Raw genomic sequence first — 24,235 nt, 5'->3', positions numbered from 1 at the left:
TGGTACCCCTCTCGTTATTCTGCAAACAGGGACAGGAAGCGTTGCGCGCGGTCGGTCTTCGGCGCCGTGAAGAAGGCGTCCGGCGCGGCTTCCTCGACGATCTCGCCGTGATCCATGAAGATGATGCGCGTGCCGACCTGGCGCGCGAACCCCATTTCGTGGGTGACGACAAGCATGGTCATGCCCTCGGCTGCGAGCTGGCGCATGACGATCAGCACCTCGCGCCGCAATTCCGGGTCGAGCGCCGAGGTCGGCTCGTCGAACAGCATGACCTGAGGCGACATAGCGAGCGCGCGGGCTATCGCGACGCGCTGCTGCTGGCCGCCCGAAAGGCGCATCGGATAGACGTCGCGCTTGTCGGCGAGGCCGACCTTGGCGAGCAGTTGCTCTGCCATGGCAACCGCAGCGTGGCGAGCCATCCGCTTCACGCGCAGCGGCGCCTCGATGAGGTTCTCCAGGACACTCATGTGCGGCCAAAGGTTAAAGTGCTGGAACACCATCCCGATTTCGGGCCGCACCGCCCGAGCCGCACGCCGCTCGGCTGAATCCGGCTTGGGCGAGGCGATCGTGGTGCCGCGCATGATGACGCGGCCGGTGCTCGGCTGCTCGAGCAGCGCGAGACAGCGCAGCAGGGTGGTCTTGCCTGAGCCCGACGGCCCAATCACGCAGACCATGTCCTTTTCCGCGACCGGCAGACTCACGCGCCGCAGCACCTCATTGGGGCCGAAGCTCTTGGAAACCTGGTTCGCCGCGATGATCGGCCCCGTGGACGGCACCTAGCACTCCCGCCTAAGGCAGAACCAAAAAAATTGGTTATGCCTAGAACATCAACAGAATAGCGACGGATTGAATTACATTACAGGCTTGCAAAAAAGACAATAACCAAATTTTATGCAGAGATGGATATTCGGTTGCTTGAAGCATTCCGTGCGGTGGTTGAGTCTGGATCGGTGACGCACGCGGCTTCCTCCCTTGGCATCACCCAGCCCGCCGTCAGCGCGCAGATCGCCCGACTCGAAAGCGAGCTCGGCTTTTCGCTATTCACTCGCACGGGCAATCGCCTGCGCCTGACGTCCGAGGCCGTCACGTTCCGGGCCGAAGTCGAACGCACACTCGACCGCATCGACGATCTCGGCCGTGCGGCAGAGCATATCCGACAGGGACAAGTCGGCTCGTTGACTGTGGCGAGTCATCCGATGGCGGGTGTGGCATTGCTGCCGCCGGTGATCGCCGCCTTTGTTCAGCAGCGGCCGAATGTGCGGGTCCAGCTCTTCACTCGCAATTCGGATCTGGTGCGCGGCATGTTCCCCTCCCGCACCATCGACATCGGCATCGCCGAGCTGCCGATCGATCCGACGGGGCTCAACGTCACCCGCTATCGCATGGAGTGCGTGGCCGTCCTGCCCAAGGATCACGCTCTGTGTGCCCACGAAATCATCACGCCGACACTGATGTCCGGGCTGCCATTTGTCGGCATGTCTCGGGAGTGGGCGGCACATCATCTCGTCAACAGCGTGTTCGCGGAGGCGGCGGCCCATCTCAACGTAGTGGTGGCGTCGGAACTGTTCGCGATGATCTGTGAGCTAGTCGCTAACGGCGTCGGCGTCTCGATCGTCGATCCAGCCTCTGCGCGGCAGTTCCAGGCGGCTGGCCTTGCGATTCGTCCGTTTCGCCCGCTCGTCCCCTACGACATCGCGATCTTTCATTCGGCGGAGCAGGATTTGTCGCTGATCGGCCGCACCTTCCTCGAGGCGTTCGATGCCCATCTGCAGGGCCTCATCGCGCCAGCCACGGAGACTGATCGATGATCCTTTCGTCGGACCTCATGGGACGCATCGCGGCGGATCCGGATTTGACGCGGGACTTCGAGACGCTGTGCTCGTTTGGCGGAAGGCTGGCCGGGACAGAAAGCGAGCGCCTTGCCATGGACTTCGTGGGCGAGCGCGGTGCCCGGGCCAGCGGCGTTTCCTGCCAAACCCTTCCAGTGAACTACGGCGGCTGGCGTGCCCTGCGAGCCGAGTTGCGGCTCGCCGATGGCAGCCGCGCTGCCTGCCACCCCCTCGTGCGCTCCGTCGCAACCCCATCGGGAGGGCTGACGGCGGAGGTCGTCGACCTCGGCCGCGGCACACCGGAGGAATTCGCCGCCCATCGGGCGGAGATCGCCGGGCGCTTCGTGCTGGTGCGACATGAACTGATGTTCGCGGCCGGCACGATTCACCGGCGGCGCAAATACGACATGGCGCGCGAGGCTGGTGCCGTGGGCTTCTTGATTGCGGGGCCGCTGCCTAGCGGTCTTGTCGCCGGATCGACCGGACGCGAAGAGGGCGCGGCGGGCATTCCAGCGGCCGGCATCGCGCCCGAAACCGCCGCGCGTCTCGCACGGACCGCCAGCGGCTGGGCGCGCGCGACGCTTCTGCTCGACACGGAGGAGAAGGACGCCGAGACCCGAACGCTTCTGTTCGATATGCCAGGCCGCGAAGAGGAATGGGTGGTGCTTAGCGCCCATGTCGATGGCCATGACCTGAGCGAAAGCGCTATCGATAATGCGTCCGGTGTGGCCGCGGCTCTCGCCGTGGTTCGCGCCCTCGCGCCTCTGGTCGCCGACTGGCGCGTCGGCCTCCGGCTGGCCTTTTTCAGCGCCGAGGAATGGGGGTTGATCGGCTCGGCACGTTATGTCGCGCAATTGAGCGAACGCGAGCGGAGCAGTATTGCGTTGAACATCAATCTCGACAGCGTCGCCGGCGGCTTACGACTCGCCACCTTGACCAGCGGCTTTGCGGCGCTCGAGCCTTTTCTGCTCTCAGTGGCCGATGCATACGGTCATCGTCTCCGCTGCGTGCGCCCCTTGATGACGAATTCGGATCACGCCAATTTTGCGATCGCAGGCATCCCTGCTTTCCGCATGGTCGCGGGCTATGATGATCCCTCGGCGCTCGTGCGGCTCGTTCTCACCGCCGCCGACACCCGTGACAAGGTGGCTAGACCCGAACTCGCGGCCGCCGCTCAACTCGCCGCCTGCCTCACCGCTGCCGCATGCCAGGTGGACGGGCCGACCGCCTCCAGTTGGCGCGCGGGGTGATGGCACGCTAACGGAATCTGCTTCATGGCGTACGATTTTCGCAGTCGGGCGTTCTCAAGCAGAACTTGTAAGGCTTATGCAGTCGCGATCCCAGGAAGACTCGAACTTCCGACCTACCGTTTAAGAACCGCTTTTTTCGTTCCCAGGCCACTAATGGCCGCTTTGCGCCACAAGCGGTCATACCATAGGGTCGCGTGACGTACTAGAACAGGACGTCAATCAGGAAATGCGCCGTGGCGAGCACTAAACGGGGATTTTCCAAATACGGGCCATGACTCCCCGCAGAGTCAAAGCACTGGCCCCAATTCGATGCTAGGAAACTTGGTTCGGCCGCGCGTCATACCGGCAATACTGCAACGAGCACCCGCAATCCCATAACCAACTCCTAATTTGGCGGCTGCAGGCCCGGCGATGCAATCCAGTTTTCTATCTTTGCGTAGGACTCGAACAGCTTAACTTTTCTCAGAAGTTCGTCTCTCTCAGGGCCAGGAGGCAGGCGGTCAGCTTCGCGCGCGCACTTCTCTGCCATGCGTACATAGTCAGTCTGCTTCATCTTGTGTCCCCTCAACAATCAACGTCCAAATACAGCGGCAAATGGCTATGCGCTGGAGGTGGTTGGTCAGCCGATACTTAACGGGAATAAAAAAAGAAGCCCGCGACCACCAGCATGACGGTGATGGCCACCATCTGCGCACGCGCTTCCGAGGCCGCCAATTGGCGGCTGATTTCATTTTTACTCCCTAGACTTCAGCTTCTTATGATTCGGATACTTTGCTCGCAGGTACGCAGGGCTTTTTGCGGTGCAAGCCGCGAATAGCACCTGTGACCTTGAGTATTTTTCCCTCCGAACACGAACCGTCATTGACGAACACGACCACATACGCGTCGAGTATCAATGGCTCAGTCGTTAGAAGCTTTTTTCGCAAATGACGGCTGAATGGCCGCCAAGAGAACGCACCCCACTAAGGGTATTCGCATCTGAGTCCCCACTCTGCGATTACCGATCGTACTAAAGTTGAACAACATTACGGCGGGAATTGGTCTGCCTTTGCGCGCCGATAAAAAATCTTCTGTGCTTCCCGTCGCCAGCCGCGTGGACACCAATCATTGTAGCGCTTGGGTCTTGTGTAAGCTCGGCCTTGAGTGGGATTTCCCTCTGGCTTGCTGTCTACTAGCGCTTCGCTAACCCTTGGAATTCGGCTGTGTCCGCTTTGCGCCAACAGCGGTCATTCCATAGCCCCTCATTGTGCGACAGAGAAAAGGCGAGGGCCACTCCCCCATCAGGTGCCGATCGCTTCCCCCCACTCAGTCTTTTAGACGAGTCACGTGAAACACTCGCCGCTGGTAACGGCGAACGACTGGTCTAAATGGATTCGAAACTCGGGAACGTAGAGCCTGACGCACCTCTCCGTCTTTCCGTAGCAGCGAAGTTAGCGTTCCCCGATGGGTCCATGACCGCATCGGGGCTGCGGCGCGAAGCCGCGCGCGGCCGGCTACAAATAGAGCGCATTGCCAACAAAGATCTTGTGACACTAGCAGAGATCAAACGAATGAGGGAACTATGCCGCGTCCAAGCAAAGGAGCTCGGCTGTACAAACGAAAAGCAAGATTCCACGATGGAAAACTCGTTCACCAGGCCGTCTGGATCATCAAGGATGGAGACCGCCATATCGCCACAGGGTGCGTTGCGAGCCCGTCTGAAAAAAAGCCGCCTGCAGAAGCAGAGCAAACCTTAGCGGACTACATCGCTCGAAAGTATCAACCCGAACGACGCCGGCAGGATATCGAGGACATCGACTGCGCTGACGTGCTGTCGATTTATTTGACCGATATCGGCGAGCCAGGCGACCAGTTCGAGATCGAGGCCAGGATTGAACGCCTTAACGAATTTTGGGGCGGCAAGAAATTGTCGGCGGTCAATGCTCAGACCTGTACGGCTTACGTCAAACTTCGCGGCAACCGTGGCGGTGCGCGCCGCGACCTCGAGACGTTCCGAGCCGCAATCAACCATCATGCAAAGGAAGGCTTTCACCGGGGCGTGGTGCGCGTATCGCTACCGCCTAGGGGCGAGGCCCGCGACAGGTGGCTCACGCGAAAGGAAGCAGCAGCGCTGCTCTGGCACTGTTGGCGCCATCGGGAGAGGCAGACGATCCATTCGGGGACGTCAAAGGGTGATCCGGTAAGCACAAACCGTCGGCCCCTGAGACATATCGCCAGATTTATTCTGATCGGCCTCTATACCGGCACTCGGGCTGGCGCGATTGCCTCAGCGTCGCCCCATGCCGAGCCCGGCCGATCTCACGTCGATCTTGAGCGCGGCATCTTCTATCGCAAGCCGATCGGCAAGCGGGTCACCAAGAAACGCCAGACGCCAGCGCCCATACCGCCGCGGCTGCTTGCTCACCTGCCTTGCTGGAGGGATCGCAAGCTGATCGCCACCTGCTTTGTTGAGTTCAACGGCAAGCCGGTTGCATCAGTGAAGAAGGGCTTCAAAACGGCGGTAGGGCTCGCCCGTCTGCCGGGTAAGGTCACCCCACACACCTTGCGCCACACCGCCGCGACCTAGCTGATGCAGCGCGGCGTGCCGATCTGGGAAGCCGCCGGGTTCCTGGGCATGTCCCCGGAGGTGCTACAGGACACCTATGGCCACCACCACCCCGACTACCTGCAGGGGGCGCCAACCGCTATCGGCCAAAAAGGCCGGTACGTTTCGGTGGTCGAAACGGTGGTCAACTTGACCGAGGATCGAAATCAGAAGAAAAAACCTAGGGAATTCTGGTCGGAGTGGCAGGATTCGAACCTGCGACCCCTGCGTCCCGAACGCAGTGCTCTACCGGGCTGAGCCACACTCCGACAAGAACGCGGCTTATAGCCTTGGGTTTCGCACACCGCAAGAAGCCGAATCTAAGGATTTAAACGCCTGTGAATGTAGGCCTGAAAACGCAGATTCTCCCCGCTGGAGCGGCTAGTGTGGCAACCGCAGCGCGCTATCTTGCGGCCGGCGGGCTGGTCGCGTTCCCGACCGAGACCGTTTATGGCCTGGGGGCTGACGCCACCAACGCGGCCGCGGTCGCCCGGCTCTATGAGGCCAAGGGCCGGCCCTCGTTCAATCCGCTGATCGCCCATGTCAGGGATATCGCAGCCGCCCGGCAGATCGCCCGCTTCGACGCGACCGCTATGGCGCTTGCCGAGGCGTTCTGGCCGGGCCCGCTGACGCTGGTGCTGCCGAAGACAAAGGACTGTGCGGTGGCCGATCTCGCCACTGCCGGCCTCGACACCATCGCGATCCGGCTTCCCGCGCACCCTTTGGCGCGGGAGATCTTGCATGCATTCGGCGGTCCGGTGGTGGCGCCATCGGCGAATTTGTCGGGCCATGTCTCGCCGACCACGGCCGCCCATGTGCAAAGCGACCTTGCCGGGCGCATCGACCTGATCGTCGACGGCGGCGCGGTCGACGTCGGCGTCGAATCCACCATTGTCGGATGTTTCGATGCGCCGATGCTGCTGCGGCCCGGCGGGCTGCCCCGCGGCGAGATCGAGCGCCTGCTCGGCCGGCCGCTCAAGCAGCCGCCGCAGGATCCGGATAGCGGCAGCGGCCAGCCGCTGGCGCCGGGCATGCTGGCCTCGCATTACGCGCCGCGAACCCGGGTGCGGCTCGATGCCGCCAGCGTCGCGCCCGGCGAAGCGCTGCTGGCGTTTGGCTCTAATGCGGTCACGGGAGTTGACGCGGCGGTCGCGGTGATGAATCTGTCCGCGCAAGCCGATCTTGGCGAGGCCGCCGCCAATCTTTTCGGTTATCTTCGCGCGCTTGACGCGATCGGCGCGCGCGCCATCGCGGTGATGCCGGTGCCGCATCACGGGCTCGGCGAAGCCATCAACGACCGGCTGCGCCGCGCCGCGGCGGGCCGGGACTAGAGTAGACGCGGGACTGACGTAAACTTAAGTGACCCATATGAATATCGTAAAGCCTGCAACGCCACCGCTTTCGTCCGAACTGATTGCGCGGTTTCGCAAGATCGTCGGCGACAAATATGCGGTCACCGATGCGGCTGATATCGCGCCCTACGTCACCGAAGAGCGCGACCTGTTTCACGGTCACTCGCCGCTGGTGCTGCGGCCGGGTTCGACCGCGGAAGTCTCCGCCATCTGCAGGCTCGCGAGCGAACACAAAATCGCGCTGGTGCCGCAGGGCGGCAATACCGGCCTGGTCGGCGGGCAGACGCCGCACCATGGCGAAGTCGTCATTTCGATGCGGCGGATGGACAAAATTCGCGACGTCGACACCGCGTCGAACACCATGACCTGCGCGGCCGGCGTGATCCTGCAGATCGCCCAGCAGCGCGCCGCTGAAGTCGACCGGTTGTTTCCGCTGTCGCTCGGCGCGGAGGGAAGCTGCACCATCGGCGGCAATCTCTCCACCAATGCCGGCGGCACTACGGCGCTGGCCTATGGGGTGGCGCGCGAGATGGCGCTCGGGCTCGAAGTGGTGCTGGCCGACGGGCGCATATTGAACACGCTGTCGAAATTGAAAAAGGACAATACCGGCTACGATCTGCGCAACCTCTTCATCGGCGCCGAGGGCACGCTCGGCATCATCACCGCCGCGACCTTGAAACTGTTTCCAAAGCCGCGCGCGATCGAAACCGCCTTCGTCGGCCTCAAATCGCCAGCGCAAGCCCTAAAACTGCTGTCGATCGCGCAGAACGAGGCCGCGGGCACGCTGACGAGCTTTGAGCTGCTGTCCGACATTGCGGTGGATTTCAGCGTGCGGCACGGCATCGATGTCCGCGATCCGCTCGCGGCCAAGCATCCCTGGTACGTTCTGATGGAGCTGTCGTCCCCGCGCGATGACGCCCGCGCCACGCTGGAAGCGATCCTGGCGCAGGGCCTGGAGGGCGACATCGTCGGTGACGCCGCGATCGCGGCGAATTTGAGCCAGCGCTCGGCGTTCTGGAAATTGCGCGACGAAATGTCGGCGGCGCAGAAGCCGGAGGGCGGCTCGATCAAGCACGACATTTCGGTGCCGGTGGTCGCGGTGCCCGATTTCATCGAACAGGCCAATGCGGCCGTGGTGAAACTTATTCCCGGCGCGCGGCCAGTGCCGTTCGGCCATCTCGGCGACGGCAATATCCATTACAATGTCAGCCAGCCCGTTGGCGGCGACACGGCCGATTTCATGAGCCGCTGGCACGAGGTCAATGCGGTGGTGTTCGCCATCGTGCTGCGAATGGGCGGCTCGATCTCCGCCGAGCACGGCATCGGCGTGCTCAAGCGCGACGAACTGCCCGAGGTCAAGGACAAGGTCGCGATCGAACTGATGAGGTCGATCAAGGCGATGCTCGACCCGCTTGGCATCATGAACCCCGGCAAGGTGCTGTGAATTCGGAAAATCCTGCCCAGGGCCTTACCGTCACGGCCATCGAAGACGGCGATATCACCGAGGTGATCGCGCTGTGGCAGCGTTGCGGCTCGTCACGCCCATGGAACGATCCCGCCGCCGATATCGCACTGGCCCGCAAGGAGGCGAACGCGACGGTGTTGCTGGGCCGCCACGACGGCACCGTGGTGGCGTCGGTGCTGGTCGGCCATGACGGCCATCGCGGCTGGGTCTATTACGTGACCGTCGATCCCGATCATCGTTTCAAGGGCTACGGTCGAGCGATCATGACCGCAGCGGAGAACTGGCTCCATGCGCGCGGCATTAAAAAGCTTCAGCTCATGGTCCGGGGCGACAACGCCAAAGTCCACGCCTTCTACGAACAGCTCGGCTACTACGATCAGGAACGCGTGGTGTTCGCCAAATGGCTCGACGGGCGGGATCCGACGCCGTAGCCGAACCCGGCTGGCGGTGTTGCCGCTGAGGTCGCGCCCGCCCGAGGCGGCGAAAACTTCTTGCACTCTCCCTGTAGTTGTTAAATTATCAGATATTTCTGGGTAGGTGCCGGCCGGGACCGTCCGGCGGCCATTCTGCGCAAGCGATCCATTGCCAACACAAATCGCCGCGGCCGCTTCGGCGCTACCGGAGCGATTCAAGTTCATCAAGCAATGGATCTACCTGAAACGAATTTGCGAGAGGATTTTTCCGGTGAGCAATATGTACAACACGACGTTGATCGGCACTGCGATCGCTGCATCACTGCCGGTGATTCCGGTCGGCCATTACCTGTGTTTCGGTTGGCGGGCGAGAAAGCAACAGATCGTCTCGCGGCTGTCCGACCAATCGATCGTTCACTACAAGGAGACGTTTTGTCCAAGGGCCGATTTCAGCGATGGCGCGGGGTTTGCCAAAGAATATGACCTTCGCTACGGCCGGCATCTGTTCTGGGCTCCGGTCATCTCGTTCTGTGTGGCGGTGTTTTTCCTGACCTATCTGAGTGTCAGCTGGGTACTCTCGTACGATTGGGCCGTCGCGAGCGAGGGCACCGCAAAAATCGCGATTTTGGCGCTGGCCGGCGCCTATGTCTGGATCACATTCGACTTGATTAGTCGTGCCCGGCAAAACGACGTCGTCACGTCCGATATCAACCGGGCCACGTTGCGGCTATTGGTATCGCTGCCATTTGGGTTCGCCGTTTCGGCGTTCGCCGGCGTGCTGCCCGGTTCCGGGGTCACGGTGACCTCGGGTGCGCTGGCATTTTTCGTCGGCGCCTTTCCGACCGACACGGTTCTCAAATTCATGCGCCGCACCGCGGCAGTTCCGCTCAAGCTCGATGCCGACACCAATGATGACAGCGTTCAGCAGCTCAAGAAAATCTGTGGCATCAGCGTGCCGATCGCGGAACGATTCATCGACGAAGGCGTGAAGACCAATTTACAGCTCGCCTATGCGGACCCAGTCACGCTCACGATCAAGTCCGGGATGGATTTCGCCTTTATCTTGGACTGCTGCGGCCAGGCGCTGGTGCGCATGTATTTCAATGACGATCAGATGAAAGCCGTCCGGAAATTCGGGTTGCGTACCGGCGTTGAAATCAAAACCCTCAACGACGCCTTGCTTAGCTACGATCAACTAGTCGATGCAACCCCTGCAGGGACGGCCGCACCTGCGCGAAATTCCGCTCAGACCGCTGCCCAGGCACAGTTGGAGGCTTTGGCGACGGCGTTGGCGCTCGATACCGCTTCGACACGCTTCATTCTCGATCAAATCGCCGGCGATCCCTACACCGCGTTCGCATGGGATGTATGGTGCACTTGAGGCGCCGGACTGGCACGATTGGGCGCGGCAAAACCTTGTCGCCTATCGCCGGATGCTGTAGCCCGTGCCAGTGACTGCGACCGCTATGAAAGCGGGTTGCCCTGCGAAGCAAGGAATCACAATGACCGTCTCCGACCGCGTTCGCATCAAAGACGTCCGCGTGCTCTCCCAAAATCACTACACGCTGAAGAACTTCACCTTTGAATGGCGGCGCAGCAATGGCGAGTGGCAGACCATGCAGCGCGAGGTCTATGACCGCGGCAACGCCGCAACCGTGCTGCCGTACAATCTGGCGCAGCGGACCGTGGTGCTGGTGCGGCAATTTCGTCTTCCCGCCTATGTCAACGGCTACGACGATCTCCTGATCGAGGCCGCGGCCGGCCTGTTGGACAACGCGGCGCCGGAGGTACGCATCCGCGCCGAAGCCGAAGAGGAAATCGGCTACCGGCTCGGCGACATCCGAAAAATTTTCGAAGCCTTCATGAGCCCGGGCGCGGTCACCGAAAAGCTGCACTTCTTTGTTGCGGAATATCAGCCGGACATGCGGGTCGGAAGCGGCGGCGGCCTGCCCGACGAAGGCGAGGACATCGAGGTCTTGGAACTGTCGATCGACCAGGCCATGACGATGATCGGCGACGGCCGCATCGTCGACGCCAAGACCATCATGCTCTTGCAATATGCGGCGCTGAATATTTTCCGGTAATACCAAGGACGCCGCGGCCAACGATGCACGTTGACACCCCGCCGGGCTGCGGCCAGATTGAACAACATGCGCATCGCTCTGATCCACGCCCTGAAACATTCGATTGTGCCGATCGAGGCCTCATTCGCCCGGCTTTGGCCGGACGCAACCTTGATGAATTTGCTCGATGACAGCCTGTCGGCCGACCTGGCGCGCGATGGCCGCCTCACGGTCGCGATGACCGAGCGTTTCCTGTCGCTCGGACGTTATGTGGCTTCTACCGGCGCCGACGCAATCCTCTTCACCTGTTCGGCGTTCGGCCCTTGCATCGAGGCCGTCGCGCGCGAGCACGCGCCGATGCCGGTGCTCAAACCCAATGCAGCGATGATCGAGCAGGCCGCCGCACGGGGTTACAGGATCGGCTTGCTCTCGACGTTTCCGCCAACACTGGCTTCGATGCCACGGGAATTTCCCGCTTCCGTCGAAATCGTGCCGAAACTGGCGACCGGCGCGCTGGCTGCGCTCGATCGCGGTGAACGCGCAGAACACGATCGCCTGGTCGCGGAAGCCTCGCGCGATTTGCGGGATTGCGACCTGATTGCGCTCGCCCAGTACAGCATGGCGCCGGCGGCGGCGCTGGTCGCCGAGGCGTCGGGTCGGCCGGTGCTCACGACGCCGGATAGCGCCGTGCTGAAGCTGAAGGATTTGCTCGCCGTCACCGGTTGACGACGAAAGAAGCTTGCGTCCTGTTTCAGAACAACGACCCCTGCCCGTCATCCTCCGACGCCTCCGGCGCCGGTTTTCGCGCCGCGGCTTTCTTCGCGGGCTTCGGTTCTTCCGCCGCGCGCTGTTCGTCAGTGATCGGCAGGATGAGCTGCGCGTCGTCATTCTCGGCGCGGTTGACCCTCTTTGACACCTCATGCCAGACGAATTCGCCTTCGCCGGGCGGGCCGAGCAGCGCCATCACGTTCTCCGCATCGTCAGCGCGGCAATCGAGCCAGCGGTCGAAATCGCCGGGCGAGATCGTTACCGGCACGCGGTCATGCAGCACCGCGAGATCGGCGCTTGCGGGCGCGGTGACGATCGCGACCGTATCGAGTTCCTCGCCGTTGGGGCCGATCCAGGTCTCGGCGAGCCCCGCCAGCCCCATCGGAGTTCCATCGCGGCGATGAATGAAATAAGGCTGCTTGCGCCCCCCGGAGGCCTGCCATTCATAATAGCCATCGGCCGGGATCAGGCAGCGCCGCCGTTTCATCGCGTTCTTGAAGGCGGGTTTTTCCAAAACCGTCTCGCTACGCGCATTGATCAACAACGTGAATTTACGGGGGTCTACTACCCAGGCGGGTATCAGGCCCCAGCGCATCAGGCGGAAATGCCTGGAACCGTTCTCGACGATAATCACAGGTATCGGTTGCGTCGGCGCAATATTATGCCTTGGCGGGAAATTGGGCTGCTCGAAATAGCCAAAAAATTGCCTCACGGCCTCCGGCGGCGAAGTGATTACGAAGCGTCCACACATTCTGTCGTCCAGATAGGGATCCGTTCAGCACCTTTTAACCCCGACCGTTAAGAGTGCGGAAGATGACATCCACGGCCGCCAGAACCGCGCCGCCCGATCACCCGGCACCTGGTAAGGTTGGCGGCATCGATGACGCGCGCGCCGCCCAATTGAAGGCTGCCAATATCAATCCCCGCACCGGCCTTGCCACCGACTATCTGAACCATTTCAATGAAGCCATCATGCTGCTCGAGATGGTTCCGGACATGCCCGAATGCGCCGAGGATTTCCTGGGCTGGCAGCCGCTGTCCTATCGCGAGCATTTCATGGCGTCGAATTTCAAGGCGCGCGACCTCGCGATCGAGGCTTACGATGCGGCGGACCAGATCATCCGCTCCGAGTTCGAGAATATCACCAGCGCCATGACCTCGATCCTTGTGGCGGTCGGCGCGGCGATGCGCGAGGCCCGGCAGGACAAGACCCGCGCAACCCTCGCCGAACAGGCCACCGGCTGGGTCAAGCCGCTGGTCGCGCTGGCCGGCGGCATCATCAATGGCGCCAGGGAAGCCGACGTCGACTCCATCATGGCGCAATGAGCCGCCGTGGGATCCCCCCTGCAGCCGATGCATCCCCAGCTTGCCGTTAGCGCGGCGATCTTTCGCGACGATAAGATCCTTGTGGTGCGGCGCGCGCGGTCGCCGGCAGAAGGATTTTATTCGCTGCCCGGCGGGAGGGTCGAATTCGGCGAAACCCTGCATGCCGCGCTCCATCGTGAGGTCGACGAGGAGACCGCGCTCAAAATCGAGATTGTCGGCCTCGCCGGTTGGCGCGAGGTGCTGCCGGAAACCTCAGGCGGCGGACATTATCTGATCATGTCGTTCGCGGCGCGCTGGGTATCCGGTGAGGTGGTCCTGAACGACGAACTTGACGATTTCAAATGGCTGGCCCCCGACGCACTTGGTGACCTCAAGCTGACCAGCGGCCTGCCGGAGGTCATAGAGGCGGCTCGGCGCCTGCTCCGGCCCTGATCTGGTCGATATCCGTAGGCCTCCTCGCGCCTTGCTTCCAGCGCATTGAAAAGGCATATCACGGTTGTTCCCGGACCCATTCATGTCAAAGCATTTTCTGGCCGCCCTGATCCTCATTTCGCTGTGCATTTCCGGCCCCGCGCGGGCCCAGGATGCGGCTGCGCCGTTCGACGGCGATTTGCAGCGGCTCGCCGAAATCCTCGGTACCCTGCATTACCTCAGGGGCATCTGCGGAACCAATGAGGGCCCAAAATGGCGCAACCAAATGCAGGCGCTGATTGATGCCGAAACCCCCTCGGGCGACCGCCGAGCCCGCATGATCGCGGGTTTTAATCGCGGCTATAACGGTTTTCAGCAGACCTACCGGACCTGCACGCCGGCGGCCACCGTCGCGATCCGCCGTTATATCGAGGAAGGCTCGAAGATTTCGCGGGATCTGACGGCACGCTACGCGAACTAGGCGCGGCGGCCGGTTCGGACCAATACGGCCCGATCTTATTCAGCGCCATTAACCCTTCCTAAAGAACTGCTCTAGGCGGCCCGTTAACTCATGCTAAACCTCGCGCATTCGACGCGTCCGCCCTGGACCCGCGCCAAGCCTGCCAGAGTTTCATGACCCGTCCAGCGTCTTTCACCATCGCCCGCGACCCGCTGCCCGATCACGAGCAGAAACAGGCCGCGCTGAGCTATCTCAACGAGGCCTGGGCGGAGGCGCGGCACGATGGCGTCGACGGCGACTGCCTGGCACAGGCGAGCCTGTTCGCGGCCTTCGCCGAACTGGTCGCGACCTACGGCGAAGACGCGGTGGCGAAATTCGTCGAAGGCCTTCCGCTGCGCGTTCGCAATGGCGAGTTTTCGACGACGCGCGCGAAGCAGTAGATTCGCCTCACCCAAAACTGTCATCGCCCGGCTTGACCGGGCGACCCAGTATTCCAGAGGCGCCAACGAGAGAATCGAGGGGCCACGGCGTACTGGATCACCCGGTCAAGCCGGGTGATGACAGCTGAAGTTGGTGCGACGCCTTTTCACATAGAGCGAAAAGAACTACTCCCTCAGTGTCTCCAGAAACCGCACCGGCTCGCCGCCCGACGGCGTCACGAGGTCACCCTGCCACATCACGCGGCGGCCTCTGACAAAAGTGCCGACCGGCCAGCCGGTGACGCGCACGCCGTCATAGGGCGTCCAGCCCGCACGCGAGGCCACCCATTGGTTGGTGATGGTCTCGCTGCGCTTGAGATCGACCACCGTAAAATCCGCGTCGTAGCCGGCCGCGATGCGGCCCTTGCGGGCGATGTTGTAGAGCCGCGCCGGGCCGGCGCTGGTGAGATCGACAAATCTTGCCAATGACAACCGCCCGGCGTTGACGTGATCGAGCATCAACGGCACCAGCGTCTGCACCCCGGTCATGCCCGAGGGCGAGGCCGGATAGGTTTTTGCTTTTTCTTCGAGCGTATGCGGCGCGTGATCGGAGCCGAGCACGTCGATGATGCCCTGCGCGATGCCATTCCAGATACCCTCGCGGTGATCAGCCGAGCGCACCGGCGGATTCATCTGCGCACGGGTGCCGAGCCGCTCGTAGCATTCGGGCGCGGCCAGCGTCAGGTGATGCGGCGTCGCCTCGCAGGAGGCGACGTCCTTGTGGTCGCGCAGGAACTCGATCTCCTGCTTGGTCGTGATGTGCAGCACATGAATCCGCTTTCCGGTTTCATGGGCGAGCTTGACAAGACGCTGCGTCGCCATCAGCGCCGTCGTCTCGTCGCGCCATACCGGGTGCGAGCGCGGATCGCCCTCGACGCGCAGATGCTTGCGCTCGTTGAGGCGGTACTCGTCCTCGGCATGGAACGCGGCGCGCCGCTGGATCACCTTGAAAATCCGGCGCAGGCTTTCGTCGTCCTCGACCAGAAGTGCGCCCGTGGAGGAGCCGATGAACACTTTGACGCCGGCACAGCCCGGTGCGCGTTCGAGTTCCGGCAAATCCGCGACATTGTCGCGGGTACCGCCGATGAAGAAGGCAAAATCGCAATGCATGCGGTGATGGCCGCGCTTTACCTTGTCGGCAAAGGTCTCCGCGGTGACGGTCAAGGGATCGGTGTTCGGCATTTCGAACACCGCCGTCACGCCGCCCATCACGGCGCTGCGCGAACCGGTTTCGAGATCTTCCTTCTGCGTTAGCCCCGGTTCGCGAAAGTGAACTTGCGTGTCGATCACCCCCGGCAGGATATGCAGCCCCTTGCAGTCGATCACCTCGGCGGCCGAGGCCTGGCCAAGCGAGCCGATCGCGGCGATGCGGCCGCCACGGATGGCGATGTCGCGGACGCCCTCGCCGTCCTGATTGACGACGCTGCCGGACTTTAGAATCAGATCAAAACTCTGGCTCATCATTCCTCGCATTCGGTTGCCCCTCATGCCGAGAGGCTTGTGAGTCTATCTCCGACCTCATCCTGAGGAGCGCGCTTTGGCGCGCGTCTCGAAGGATGGCCGCGAGTCCCAGGGCCACATGGTTCGAGACGCGCGGCGTTGCCGCGCTCCTCACCATAAGGGTCCGGCAAGACCTCATCCTGAGCAGGTCCGCAGGGCCGCGCGGGCCTTGTCGTTTGTGACTTGGCGGCTTACGTTCCGCAGCAACATGTCACAAGAGATTTTTGCATGAAAGCGGCGTTTCTTCCCGACCGGGGCGTGGTCAAGGTCAGCGGTGACGGCGCCCGCGACTTTCTCAATGGCCTCGTCACCACGGATGTTGCGCTGCTTCGCCCTCATCTCGGGCGGTTCGGGGCGCTGCTGACACCGCAGGGCAAGATAATTGTGGATTTCCTGATCACCGAGGCGCCTGCCGGCCATGGCGGCGGCTTTTTGATCGATTGCCCGCGCGCGCTGGCGCAGTCGCTCGCCGACAAGCTCGGTTTCTACAAGCTACGCGCCAAGGTGGGGATCGAAAATCTGTCTGATAATCTCGGCGTGCTCGCCGCATGGGACGGCGATTTCGCGATAAAACCCGATCTGGCCTTCGCCGATCCGCGTAACGCAACACTCGGCTGGCGGATCCTGATTCCGTCCGAACTCGCGCAAAAGGTCGCCGATTTGATCGGCGCGGATTTGGTCGAAAGCGCCGCCTATGACGCCCACCGCATCGCATCCGTCGTTCCGCGCGGCGGCCTCGACTTCATGTATGGCGATGCGTTCCCTCACGAAACCAATATGGACCGGCTCAACGGCGTCGATTTCGACAAGGGCTGCTATGTCGGACAGGAGGTGGTGTCGCGGATGCAGCACCGCGGCACCGCGCGCACGCGGACCGTTCGCGTCATGGTCGACGGTCCGGCGCCTGAACCGGGCGCCGTCATCCTCGCCGGCGACAAATCGGTCGGCACCATGGGTTCGACGGCGGGCGACGAGGGCCTCGCGCTGATCAGGGTCGACCGTGCCGCCGATGCGGTCGCCGCCGGCGTGCCGCTGACGGCCGGCGGCATCGCGATCCGCCTCGCCGAAGCCGATCAGCTCCTCGCCGCACCGAAGCAGACGGTCGCATGAGCCGGTCGGCGCGCCTGCATGAAGATGGGCTGACGCGGTGTCCATGGCCGGGCGAAGACCCGTTTTACATGACCTATCACGATACAGAATGGGGCGTGCCGGAATATGACGACCGCGCGCTCTATGAAAAACTCATCCTCGACGGTTTTCAGGCCGGGCTGTCGTGGATCACGATTTTGCGCAAGCGCGAAAACTTCCGCAAGGCTTTCGACGATTTCCAGCCCGAGAAGATCGCGCGATATAACGCTAAGAAACTTCACGCGCTGATGAACGATGTCGGCATCGTCCGCAACCGCGCCAAGATCGAAGGCACGGTCGCAAGCGCGAAATCTTATCTGAAGATCATGGAAGACGGCCCCGGCTTTTCGAAATATTTGTGGGACTTCGTCGACGGCAAGCCAAAGGTCAATCAATTCAAGACTACCGCCAGCGTGCCGGCATCGACGCCGCTGTCGATCAAGATTTCGAAGGAGCTCGCTGGCCGCGGCTTCAAATTCGTCGGCCCAACCATCGTCTACGCCTTCATGCAGGCGACCGGCATGGTCAACGACCATCTGGTCAATTGCTTTTGCCACGAGGCCTGCACCAAAAACCACCGCAGCCCCCGCCTCAAAGCCAAATGACGGCGCGACGATTTTCCGAGACCGCAACAACCACCCGCGTCTGGCAGCGGATGTTGTCGGGGCGCCGGCTCGACCTTTTGGACCCCTCGCCGCTCGATATCGAAATCGCCGATATCGCCCATGGGCTCGCCCGCGTCGCGCGCTGGAACGGCCAGACCAGCGGCGCGCATATTTTCTCGGTTGCGCAGCATACGCTACTGGTCGAAGCCGTGATGCGAGAGCAGATGCCGCGCGTCGACGTCCCCTTCCGTCTTGCCGCGCTGCTGCATGACGCGCCGGAATATGTTATTGGCGACATGATCTCGCCGTTCAAGGCGGTGCTGGGCGGCGACTATAAGACGGTGGAAAAGCGGCTATTGTCTGCGATCCACATCCGCTTCGGACTGCCAGCGGTGCTTGTGCCGGAGGTAGAGCGGCAGATCAAGGAAGCCGACAAAGGCGCCGCCTATCTGGAAGCGACCGAGCTTGCCGGCTTCGCCGAAGCGGAGGCAAAACGACTGTTCGGCCGTGATCCCGGCCTGCCCGCGGCGACCCGGCAGGATTATTTGACGCCCTGGACCGCGGCCAAGGCCGAGAAGCGGTTTTTGGCACGGTTCAACGCGCTCTACGCTTGAACGCCATGGCTGAACCTGCTTTCACCACCCCGCGCGCAGGCCTATAATCGGCGCGAAAAAAGGAACGCCATGATTCACGTTTGTTCGCTTGCCGCACTTCCCGACACTGTCAAGGTGACCGGCGCCAGCCACGTGCTTACCGTGATGGCCAATGTCGATCAGGTGCGGCGGCCGCAATCGGTACTCCCGGAAAACCATCTGAAGGTTCAGATGGACGACATCACCGAGGAGATCGACGGCTTCGTCGCGCCTTCAGATTCCCATATCGAGCAGGTGTTGAACTTCGTGCGCGGCTGGGACCGCAGCGCGCCGCTGGTCGTGCATTGCTATGCCGGCATCAGCCGATCGACCGCGAGCGCCTTTGCCGCGGTCTGCGCACTCAATCCGCATCGCGACGAGATGTCGATCGCGCGGCAAATTCGTGCCGCCTCCCCGATCGCACAGCCGAACCGGCTGATCGTCAGCCTGGCCGACAGAGCGCTGGGGCGCGAGGGCCGCATGCTGCGCGCGCTCGACGAAATGGGCCCGGGCAGCATGCTGGTGGAAGGCCGGCCGTTCCGCATCGATCTCGACTGATGCGGGCAACCCATCCCAGATGAGCGAGACGCTCCTGACCCCGATCGAGATCGGCCTGACCGCCGCCATCGTCGCGATCGAGGGCAACGAGCCGCTGATCCTCACCGCGTCTCCCGGCGCCGGCGACAAGCTCGCCGGGCTACCGTTCGGCCCGTTCGATGCGGTTTCGCACCGCACCTTCGAGATCGGCCTGCGCGCCTGGGTGGAAGAACAGGCAGGCTTGCGGCTCGGCTATGTCGAGCAGCTCTATACCTTCGGCGACCGCGGCCGGCACACCGAGGCCGGCGACACCCATGTGGCTTCGATCGGCTATCTCGCGTTGACGCGTGCCGCCGACAACGCCGCGCCCGCGCCCGGCGCGACCTTTGAGCCCTGGTATCGCTTCTTCCCGTGGGAAGACTGGCGGGAGCAACGACCCGCCATCATCGCGCGCGACATCCTGCCCGAACTCACGCGCTGGGCCGGCGAGAGCGAACAACCGGAGACCCGCGCACTCGGCCGCAACGATCGCGTCCGGCTCTATTTCGGCACCGAAGGCGCGCACTGGGACGAGGAGCGCGTGCTCGACCGTTACGAACTGCTCTATGAAGCAGGATTGGTCGAGGAGGCGCGCCGCGACGGACGCCCGGCGGCATTGGCGCGCAAGGCGCTGCCTGCGCTCGGCGTGTCGATGCGGTTCGACCACCGCCGGATTCTTGCCACCGCGATGGGGCGGTTGCGCGCCAAACTGAAATACCGCCCGGTGGTATTTGAACTTTTGCCCGGCGAGTTCACACTTACTGAACTGCAACGGACGGTCGAGGCGATCTCGGGACGGCATCTGCACAAGCAGAATTTCCGCCGGCTGGTCGAAGCCGGCGCGCTGGTCGAACCAATCGGCGTGATGTCGACACAGACCGGTGGACGGCCCGCCGCGCTGTTTCGCTTCCGCCGCGAGGTGCTGCAGGAGCGGCCGGCGCCGGGCCTGCGCGTCCGCGGGCGGCGATGAAAGATTAACGCGGCAAGCCCCGACGCCGGGGCCGACCGCCGGGGGGAAGCTTGATGTTCGATTCGCCGGCTGACTTCTATTCGGTCATGGACTTCTTCTCGTTCGCGATTGCCGTTGTCGCATTCTTGTTCGCGCGCAAGGCGCTCAACCAGGCGAGCGCGCTGCGGGCGCGGCTCGATCAGATCGAGGCTTTGGCGTCGTCGGCGGCCGCTACAAGGCCCGCGCCGCCGCCGCTCCCTGTGCAGCAAGCGCCGATCGCGCCGTCAGCGGCGCCCGAAGCCGCTATCGAAACAACCGAGCCAATCGCATCGCGGGTTCAACCGGCACCGCCGCCTCCGATACCGCAAATGCCAGCGGCCGCATCCGAGACCGGCCCCGGTTTCGAGGAGCGCATCGGCACCCGCTGGGTGGTCTGGGTCGGCGGATTGACGCTGGCGCTGGGCGGCTTCTTCATGGTGCGTTACTCCATCGATGCCGGCCTGCTCGGGCCCGGCGTGCGTACGTTACTCGGCGGCGCGTTCGCGCTGGCGCTGCTTGCCGCCGGCGAATGGACCCGCCGCAAGGAAAGCATCTCCGAAATCGAAGCGCTGCCGATCGCCAACATTCCTGCGATCCTCACCGCCGCGGGCACCGCGGTCGCTTTCGCTACCGTCTATGCGGCGTATGCGCTGTACGATTTTCTCGCACCCGCGACGGCGTTCATTCTGTTAGGCATGGTGGCACTCGGCACGCTTGCCGCGGCGCTGTTGCATGGGCCGGCACTGGCCGGGCTCGGCATCGCCGCCGCCTTCGCGACGCCCATTCTGGTTTCGTCGGAAAGACCCGACTTCTGGGCGCTCTATGTTTATCTCGCCATCGTCACTGCGGCGGCCTTTGGGCTGGCGCGGATCAGGCTGTGGCCCTGGCTTGCGGTCACCACCGTCGCGTTGGCGTTGCTGTGGACCCTCCCTTGCCTGCAATGCGGCCCCTCGATGGTCGCACCGCACGCCTTCCACGTGATCACAGGGTTCGCCCTCGCAAGCTTGCTGGTGGTGTGCGGACTGATGTTCGGCCCGCCGGCGGAGGAAGGCGAGATCGAGCCGATCTCATCCGGTTCGCTCGCGGCCTATCTGTTGGGCGCGACCATGATCGTGCTTGCGAGTTCGCATGCCGATACCGCGATCGTCGGCTTCGCAGCGCTGGTCGCCGCAACATTGATCGTGGCGTGGCGCGCGCCGGCCGCCACCGGCGCGATCGCCGCCGCGGCCGCTTTCGTCTTCGTGGTGTTTGCCGAATGGGCGGTGCGCGCCAATCCGGACATGCTGGTGCTGCCAGGCGGGCCGCTACCCGGCATCGGCCCTGCCGCCACCGATGGCTCGGTGTCGCTACATCTGACCACGGCCGCGATCTTCGCGGCAGGGTTTGGCATTGCCGGATTTTTGGCGCAGGGCCGCTCGGTCAGCGCCATTATTCCCGTGGTATGGTCGGCCGCAGGCGTATTCACGCCGCTCTCGCTGTTGATCGCGCTCTATGCCCGCATCGCCCATCTCGATCGCTCGATCCCGTTTGCGATCCTGGCGGTCGTGCTCGCGGCGGCCTATGGCGCTGTGACCGAAAGTCTTTCCAGGCGCGAAAATCGAGCGGGCCTGCCGATTTCAATCGCGCTGTTCGCGACCGGCACGCTCGGCGCGCTGGCGCTGGCGCTGACCTTTGCACTGGAGAAAGGCTGGCTCACGATCGCGCTGGCGCTGATGTCGATGGGCACGGCGTGGATTTCGATGCAGCGGCCGATCCCGTTCCTGCGCTCGCTCGCCGCCATTCTCGCAGGCCTTGTGGTCGCGCGCATCGGCTACGAGCCGCGCATCGCCGGCGACGCCGTCGGCACCACGCCGATTTTCAACTGGCTATTATGGGGCTATGGCATTCCGGCCGCATCGTTCTGGACCGCAAGCTATTTCCTGCGCCGGCGCGGCGACGATGCGCCGCTGCGCACGGTGGAATCGGCGGCGATCCTGTTCACGGTGCTGCTGGCATTCATGGAAATTCGCCATGCCGTGAACGGCGGCGATGTGTACCGGGTCAATACGTCGCTCACGGAGTTCGCGCTGCAGGTGTGCGTCGCGCTCGCCATGGCGATCGGCCTGGAGCGGCTGCGTATGCGCACCGGCAGCATCATCCACAATGTCGGCGCGGTGCTGCTCACGCTATATGCCGGACTGGTCACGGTGTTCGGGCTGATGTTGCTGGAGACGCCGATTTTCTGGCCGACCAATGTCGGCGGCGTCTTCATCAACCTTCTGCTGCTCGCTTACGCCGTGCCCGCAGTGCTGGCGTTGCTGTTGTCCTATGCGGTGGCAGGCCGGCGTCCACCCAGCTACGGCAACACCATCGCGGCCGGCGCGCTGATTCTCGCGCTCACCTACGTGACGTTTGAAATCCGCAGGCTCTATCACGGCCCGGTCCTGACCGGCGGCGCCACCAGCGGCGCCGAGCAATACACCTATTCGATCGCGTGGCTCTTGTTCGGCGTGGCGCTGCTCGGCATCGGCATCGTCGTCAATTCGCAGCGCGCCCGGCTTGCCTCGGCCGCCGTGATCGCGCTGACCATCCTCAAAGCGTTCCTGATCGACATGTCGACGCTGACCGGCGTCTACCGCGCGCTGTCGTTCATGTGCCTGGGCCTGGTGCTGGTGGCGATAGGCTGGCTCTACCAGCGGATCCTGTTCCGCAGGCAGCCGACGCCGCCGTCGGATGCCACGACGGTTCGGGCCAGCCCTGACGCAGCTTGAGGGACGCCCGAAACCGCGCTTTGCGATTTCGCTACCAACGCGTAGATAGGTCTGATGGCGAGACCGCGCAATTTTGATCCCGACGAGGCACTGGACCTCGCGCGCGATGTGTTCTGGCAAAAAGGATTCCAGAACACATCGCTCGACGACGTCACCGCCGCCACCGGCCTCAACAAGCCGAGCCTCTATGCGGCGTTCGGCGACAAGAATGCGCTGTTCCTGAAAGTGCTGGACCGCTATCACGCCCGCATTGTCGCCAACGCCGAGCGCATCCTCAACGAAGGACCGTCGGCGCGTGACGCGATCGAGCGCTGGCTCAAGGGTTTTGTCCCGTTCTGTTCCGGCATCAAAGGAAGCCGCGGTTGCCTTTCGGTCAATACCGCGGCCGACGGCGCCTCCGATCAGAAAGAGGTCCGCAAGCGGGTCGAACGCTTCAACCGCAAACTGGAGCAATTGCTGAACAGCCGGCTTCGCGCCGACCGCGCGCAATTTTCCGACAGTTTTGAGCCTGACGATGCCGCCCGCGCGATCATGGCGATCTATCTGGGGCTGATGGTGCTGGCGAAGCATGCGCCGGACGCAGCCCGGGCCCGCGCTACGCTCAATCAGGCGATGAAATTGCTTGCTTGACGCGCGATCCTAATTATGTACTTTATAGTACATAACCGGGAGCAAGCAATCATGCAAGCGATCCAGATTGAAGCGTTCGGCAATCCAGCCGAGGTCCTGAAGGTGGTCGAGATCCCCGACGTCGGCGCGCCGGCCGAGGGCGAGGTCGTCATCGCGCTCGAAGCCTCGCCGATCAATATGAGCGATCTCCTGATGATCTCAGGCCGCTATGGCTATCGCCCAAAACTGCCGAGCGTGATGGGAACCGAAGGCGTCGGCCGCGTCATCGCGGTCGGGGCCGGCGTCAAGCACTTAAAGCAGGGCGACCGCACGCTGGTGCCCTACCCGGTGCCCGCCTGGGCCGAACGCATCAAAACGGATGCAAACAGGCTTCGGCCGCTGCCGAATGGCGACGTCCATCAGCTTGCTATGCTGGGCATCAATCCGCCGACCGCGTACCTGATGCTGACCGATTTTGTCACGCTGCCGTCGGGATCCTGGGTGATCCAGAACAGCGCCAATTCCGGCGTCGGGCGGGCGCTTATTCCGATCGCGAAATCGCTCGGGCTGAAGACCGTCAATGTCGTGCGGCGCGACGACGTCGTCGCCGAGCTCAAGGCGATCGGCGGCGATGTCGTGCTGGTCGACGGACCGGACCTCGCAAAACGGGTTGCGGCCGAGACCGGCAAGGCGCCGATTGCGCTCGCCGTGGACGGAGTGGGTGATACGTCAACGTCAAATCTGCTGGGCTGCCTCACCGAGAAGGGTGTCCACGTGTTCTACAGCACAATCAGCGGCAAGCCATCGGTCGTTCCGGCGACGCACTTTATTTTCCGCGACATTAGTATGCGCGGATTCTGGCTGGCCAACTGGTTCAACATCGCAAAGGCCGATCAGATCACCGAGATGTACGATCGTCTTACGCCGCTGGTCGCCTCGGGTGCGATCCACGCCCCGGTTGCAGGCACCTACCGTTTCGCTGACCTCGCCGAGGCGGTCGCCGTGGCATCGAAAAACCGCGGCAAGGCGCTGTTTACCGTTGGCTAG

At 63.0% G+C, this 24,235-nt stretch carries 25 protein-coding genes and 1 tRNA gene; 21 read left to right on the top strand and 5 right to left on the bottom strand.

The annotated features are described in order from the left end of the window. Positions 1-14 precede the first annotated feature (14 nt). Positions 15-776 carry an amino acid ABC transporter ATP-binding protein gene (locus B5526_RS27805; RefSeq protein WP_283807570.1) on the bottom strand — a complete coding sequence of 254 codons (762 nt, stop codon included), beginning with the start codon at positions 774-776 and terminating at the stop codon, positions 15-17. A gap of 135 nt (positions 777-911) precedes the next feature. Between B5526_RS27805 and B5526_RS27800 the strand changes: the two genes are divergently transcribed. Both B5526_RS27800 and B5526_RS27795 read left to right on the top strand, forming a co-directional pair. After that, positions 912-1,808 carry a LysR family transcriptional regulator gene (locus B5526_RS27800; RefSeq protein ID WP_172842120.1) on the top strand — a complete coding sequence of 299 codons (897 nt, stop codon included), beginning with the start codon at positions 912-914 and terminating at the stop codon, positions 1,806-1,808. Then, positions 1,805-3,079, top strand: coding sequence for a M28 family peptidase (locus B5526_RS27795; RefSeq protein ID WP_079542983.1), 1,275 nt, complete (start codon positions 1,805-1,807; stop codon positions 3,077-3,079). The genes B5526_RS27800 and B5526_RS27795 overlap by 4 nt, the downstream gene beginning before the upstream one ends. Positions 3,080-3,464: 385 nt before the next feature. Here the strand turns inward: B5526_RS27795 and B5526_RS38520 are convergent, their stop codons facing one another. After that, positions 3,465-3,632 carry a hypothetical protein gene (locus tag B5526_RS38520; protein WP_172842119.1) on the bottom strand — a complete coding sequence of 56 codons (168 nt, stop codon included), beginning with the start codon at positions 3,630-3,632 and terminating at the stop codon, positions 3,465-3,467. Positions 3,633-4,640: 1,008 nt separating this feature from the next. Between B5526_RS38520 and B5526_RS27775 the strand changes: the two genes are divergently transcribed. Next, entirely contained in the window at positions 4,641-5,645 is a 1,005-nt protein-coding gene (locus B5526_RS27775; protein WP_349642748.1) for a tyrosine-type recombinase/integrase, read from the top strand. A gap of 210 nt (positions 5,646-5,855) precedes the next feature. On the opposite strand, the gene B5526_RS27770 is transcribed toward B5526_RS27775, so the two are convergent. Further along, a tRNA-Pro gene (locus B5526_RS27770) sits at positions 5,856-5,932 on the bottom strand. Positions 5,933-6,001: 69 nt separating this feature from the next. Between B5526_RS27770 and B5526_RS27765 the strand changes: the two genes are divergently transcribed. The 6 genes from B5526_RS27765 (at position 6,002) to B5526_RS27740 (ending at position 11,682) form a co-directional block, all read left to right on the top strand. Further along, complete coding sequence (locus B5526_RS27765; protein WP_079542980.1) at positions 6,002-6,994, top strand: L-threonylcarbamoyladenylate synthase; 993 nt, start codon at positions 6,002-6,004, stop codon at positions 6,992-6,994. Positions 6,995-7,031: 37 nt separating this feature from the next. Continuing rightward, positions 7,032-8,459 (top strand): FAD-binding oxidoreductase, encoded by a 1,428-nt coding sequence (locus tag B5526_RS27760; RefSeq protein ID WP_079542979.1) that lies wholly within the window; start codon positions 7,032-7,034, stop codon positions 8,457-8,459. Then, the gene (locus tag B5526_RS27755; RefSeq protein ID WP_079542978.1) at positions 8,456-8,911 is read left to right on the top strand and encodes a GNAT family acetyltransferase; all 456 of its coding nucleotides are present in this window, start codon (positions 8,456-8,458) and stop codon (positions 8,909-8,911) included. The genes B5526_RS27760 and B5526_RS27755 overlap by 4 nt, the downstream gene beginning before the upstream one ends. A 253-nt stretch (positions 8,912-9,164) precedes the next feature. Continuing rightward, entirely contained in the window at positions 9,165-10,274 is a 1,110-nt protein-coding gene (locus tag B5526_RS27750; RefSeq protein WP_154071487.1) for a hypothetical protein, read from the top strand. Positions 10,275-10,395: 121 nt separating this feature from the next. Further along, on the top strand, positions 10,396-10,977 hold the full coding sequence (locus tag B5526_RS27745) for a GDP-mannose pyrophosphatase (protein WP_079542976.1): 582 nt from the start codon (positions 10,396-10,398) through the stop codon (positions 10,975-10,977). Positions 10,978-11,043: 66 nt separating this feature from the next. Continuing rightward, positions 11,044-11,682 (top strand): aspartate/glutamate racemase family protein, encoded by a 639-nt coding sequence (locus B5526_RS27740; protein ID WP_079542975.1) that lies wholly within the window; start codon positions 11,044-11,046, stop codon positions 11,680-11,682. Positions 11,683-11,707: 25 nt separating this feature from the next. Here the strand turns inward: B5526_RS27740 and B5526_RS27735 are convergent, their stop codons facing one another. Further along, positions 11,708-12,475, bottom strand: coding sequence for an SOS response-associated peptidase (locus B5526_RS27735; protein ID WP_079542974.1), 768 nt, complete (start codon positions 12,473-12,475; stop codon positions 11,708-11,710). A 62-nt stretch (positions 12,476-12,537) separates the two neighbouring features. Between B5526_RS27735 and B5526_RS27730 the strand changes: the two genes are divergently transcribed. From B5526_RS27730 to B5526_RS27715, 4 genes are all read left to right on the top strand, one after another. Further along, complete coding sequence (locus B5526_RS27730) at positions 12,538-13,050, top strand: hypothetical protein (protein WP_079542973.1); 513 nt, start codon at positions 12,538-12,540, stop codon at positions 13,048-13,050. A 27-nt stretch (positions 13,051-13,077) separates the two neighbouring features. Next, a complete protein-coding gene (locus B5526_RS27725; protein ID WP_433994666.1) occupies positions 13,078-13,482 on the top strand; it encodes an NUDIX hydrolase in 405 nt (134 codons plus the stop codon). Between the two features lie 82 nt (positions 13,483-13,564). After that, positions 13,565-13,942 (top strand): TIGR02301 family protein, encoded by a 378-nt coding sequence (locus B5526_RS27720; protein ID WP_079542971.1) that lies wholly within the window; start codon positions 13,565-13,567, stop codon positions 13,940-13,942. Between the two features lie 152 nt (positions 13,943-14,094). Continuing rightward, entirely contained in the window at positions 14,095-14,361 is a 267-nt protein-coding gene (locus B5526_RS27715; protein ID WP_079542970.1) for a hypothetical protein, read from the top strand. Positions 14,362-14,526: 165 nt separating this feature from the next. Here B5526_RS27715 and B5526_RS27710 read toward each other — a convergent pair whose 3' ends face one another. Next, entirely contained in the window at positions 14,527-15,861 is a 1,335-nt protein-coding gene (locus B5526_RS27710; RefSeq protein ID WP_079545494.1) for a dihydroorotase, read from the bottom strand. A gap of 267 nt (positions 15,862-16,128) precedes the next feature. On the opposite strand from B5526_RS27710, the gene B5526_RS27705 reads away from it, so the two are divergent. The 8 genes from B5526_RS27705 to B5526_RS27670 all read left to right on the top strand — a co-directional run bounded on the left by B5526_RS27705 (position 16,129) and on the right by B5526_RS27670 (position 24,235). Further along, positions 16,129-17,010 (top strand): YgfZ/GcvT domain-containing protein, encoded by an 882-nt coding sequence (locus tag B5526_RS27705; protein WP_079542969.1) that lies wholly within the window; start codon positions 16,129-16,131, stop codon positions 17,008-17,010. Continuing rightward, positions 17,007-17,633: a DNA-3-methyladenine glycosylase I gene (locus B5526_RS27700; protein ID WP_079542968.1), complete on the top strand. Its 627-nt coding sequence runs from the start codon at positions 17,007-17,009 to the stop codon at positions 17,631-17,633. The genes B5526_RS27705 and B5526_RS27700 overlap by 4 nt, the downstream gene beginning before the upstream one ends. Then, the gene (locus B5526_RS27695) at positions 17,630-18,247 is read left to right on the top strand and encodes an HD family hydrolase (RefSeq protein ID WP_079542967.1); all 618 of its coding nucleotides are present in this window, start codon (positions 17,630-17,632) and stop codon (positions 18,245-18,247) included. Before B5526_RS27700 ends, B5526_RS27695 begins: the two co-directional genes overlap by 4 nt. Before the next feature lie 69 nt (positions 18,248-18,316). Beyond that, positions 18,317-18,823: a tyrosine phosphatase family protein gene (locus B5526_RS27690; RefSeq protein ID WP_079542966.1), complete on the top strand. Its 507-nt coding sequence runs from the start codon at positions 18,317-18,319 to the stop codon at positions 18,821-18,823. Between the two features lie 19 nt (positions 18,824-18,842). After that, on the top strand, positions 18,843-19,811 hold the full coding sequence (locus tag B5526_RS27685; protein ID WP_079542965.1) for an NUDIX hydrolase: 969 nt from the start codon (positions 18,843-18,845) through the stop codon (positions 19,809-19,811). Between the two features lie 53 nt (positions 19,812-19,864). Beyond that, on the top strand, positions 19,865-22,579 hold the full coding sequence (locus B5526_RS27680) for a DUF2339 domain-containing protein (RefSeq protein WP_079542964.1): 2,715 nt from the start codon (positions 19,865-19,867) through the stop codon (positions 22,577-22,579). A 54-nt stretch (positions 22,580-22,633) separates the two neighbouring features. Further along, positions 22,634-23,209, top strand: coding sequence for a TetR/AcrR family transcriptional regulator (locus tag B5526_RS27675; protein WP_079542963.1), 576 nt, complete (start codon positions 22,634-22,636; stop codon positions 23,207-23,209). Between the two features lie 51 nt (positions 23,210-23,260). Then, on the top strand, positions 23,261-24,235 hold the full coding sequence (locus tag B5526_RS27670; RefSeq protein WP_079542962.1) for a zinc-dependent alcohol dehydrogenase family protein: 975 nt from the start codon (positions 23,261-23,263) through the stop codon (positions 24,233-24,235).

Origin of the sequence: Bradyrhizobium lablabi, assembly GCF_900141755.1 — a bacterium.
GTDB lineage: Bacteria > Pseudomonadota > Alphaproteobacteria > Rhizobiales > Xanthobacteraceae > Bradyrhizobium > Bradyrhizobium lablabi_A.
The sequence above is the reverse complement of the archived record's forward strand: the minus strand, read 5'-3'. Positions and strand labels throughout refer to the sequence as shown.

Coding starts and splice junctions, on each gene's coding strand:
- B5526_RS27730 (WP_079542973.1), top strand. CDS start 12,538: ATGACATCCACGGCCGCCAGAACCGCGCCGCCCGATCACCCGGCACCT.
- B5526_RS27675 (WP_079542963.1), top strand. CDS start 22,634: ATGGCGAGACCGCGCAATTTTGATCCCGACGAGGCACTGGACCTCGCG.
- B5526_RS27725 (WP_433994666.1), top strand. CDS start 13,078: ATGCATCCCCAGCTTGCCGTTAGCGCGGCGATCTTTCGCGACGATAAG.
- B5526_RS27775 (WP_349642748.1), top strand. CDS start 4,641: ATGCCGCGTCCAAGCAAAGGAGCTCGGCTGTACAAACGAAAAGCAAGA.
- B5526_RS27795 (WP_079542983.1), top strand. CDS start 1,805: ATGATCCTTTCGTCGGACCTCATGGGACGCATCGCGGCGGATCCGGAT.
- B5526_RS27670 (WP_079542962.1), top strand. CDS start 23,261: ATGCAAGCGATCCAGATTGAAGCGTTCGGCAATCCAGCCGAGGTCCTG.
- B5526_RS27735 (WP_079542974.1), bottom strand. CDS start 12,475: ATGTGTGGACGCTTCGTAATCACTTCGCCGCCGGAGGCCGTGAGGCAA.
- B5526_RS27690 (WP_079542966.1), top strand. CDS start 18,317: ATGATTCACGTTTGTTCGCTTGCCGCACTTCCCGACACTGTCAAGGTG.
- B5526_RS27705 (WP_079542969.1), top strand. CDS start 16,129: ATGAAAGCGGCGTTTCTTCCCGACCGGGGCGTGGTCAAGGTCAGCGGT.
- B5526_RS27700 (WP_079542968.1), top strand. CDS start 17,007: ATGAGCCGGTCGGCGCGCCTGCATGAAGATGGGCTGACGCGGTGTCCA.
- B5526_RS27685 (WP_079542965.1), top strand. CDS start 18,843: ATGAGCGAGACGCTCCTGACCCCGATCGAGATCGGCCTGACCGCCGCC.
- B5526_RS27740 (WP_079542975.1), top strand. CDS start 11,044: ATGCGCATCGCTCTGATCCACGCCCTGAAACATTCGATTGTGCCGATC.
- B5526_RS27720 (WP_079542971.1), top strand. CDS start 13,565: ATGTCAAAGCATTTTCTGGCCGCCCTGATCCTCATTTCGCTGTGCATT.
- B5526_RS27680 (WP_079542964.1), top strand. CDS start 19,865: ATGTTCGATTCGCCGGCTGACTTCTATTCGGTCATGGACTTCTTCTCG.
- B5526_RS27715 (WP_079542970.1), top strand. CDS start 14,095: ATGACCCGTCCAGCGTCTTTCACCATCGCCCGCGACCCGCTGCCCGAT.
- B5526_RS27745 (WP_079542976.1), top strand. CDS start 10,396: ATGACCGTCTCCGACCGCGTTCGCATCAAAGACGTCCGCGTGCTCTCC.
- B5526_RS27760 (WP_079542979.1), top strand. CDS start 7,032: ATGAATATCGTAAAGCCTGCAACGCCACCGCTTTCGTCCGAACTGATT.
- B5526_RS27710 (WP_079545494.1), bottom strand. CDS start 15,861: ATGAGCCAGAGTTTTGATCTGATTCTAAAGTCCGGCAGCGTCGTCAAT.
- B5526_RS38520 (WP_172842119.1), bottom strand. CDS start 3,632: ATGAAGCAGACTGACTATGTACGCATGGCAGAGAAGTGCGCGCGCGAA.
- B5526_RS27695 (WP_079542967.1), top strand. CDS start 17,630: ATGACGGCGCGACGATTTTCCGAGACCGCAACAACCACCCGCGTCTGG.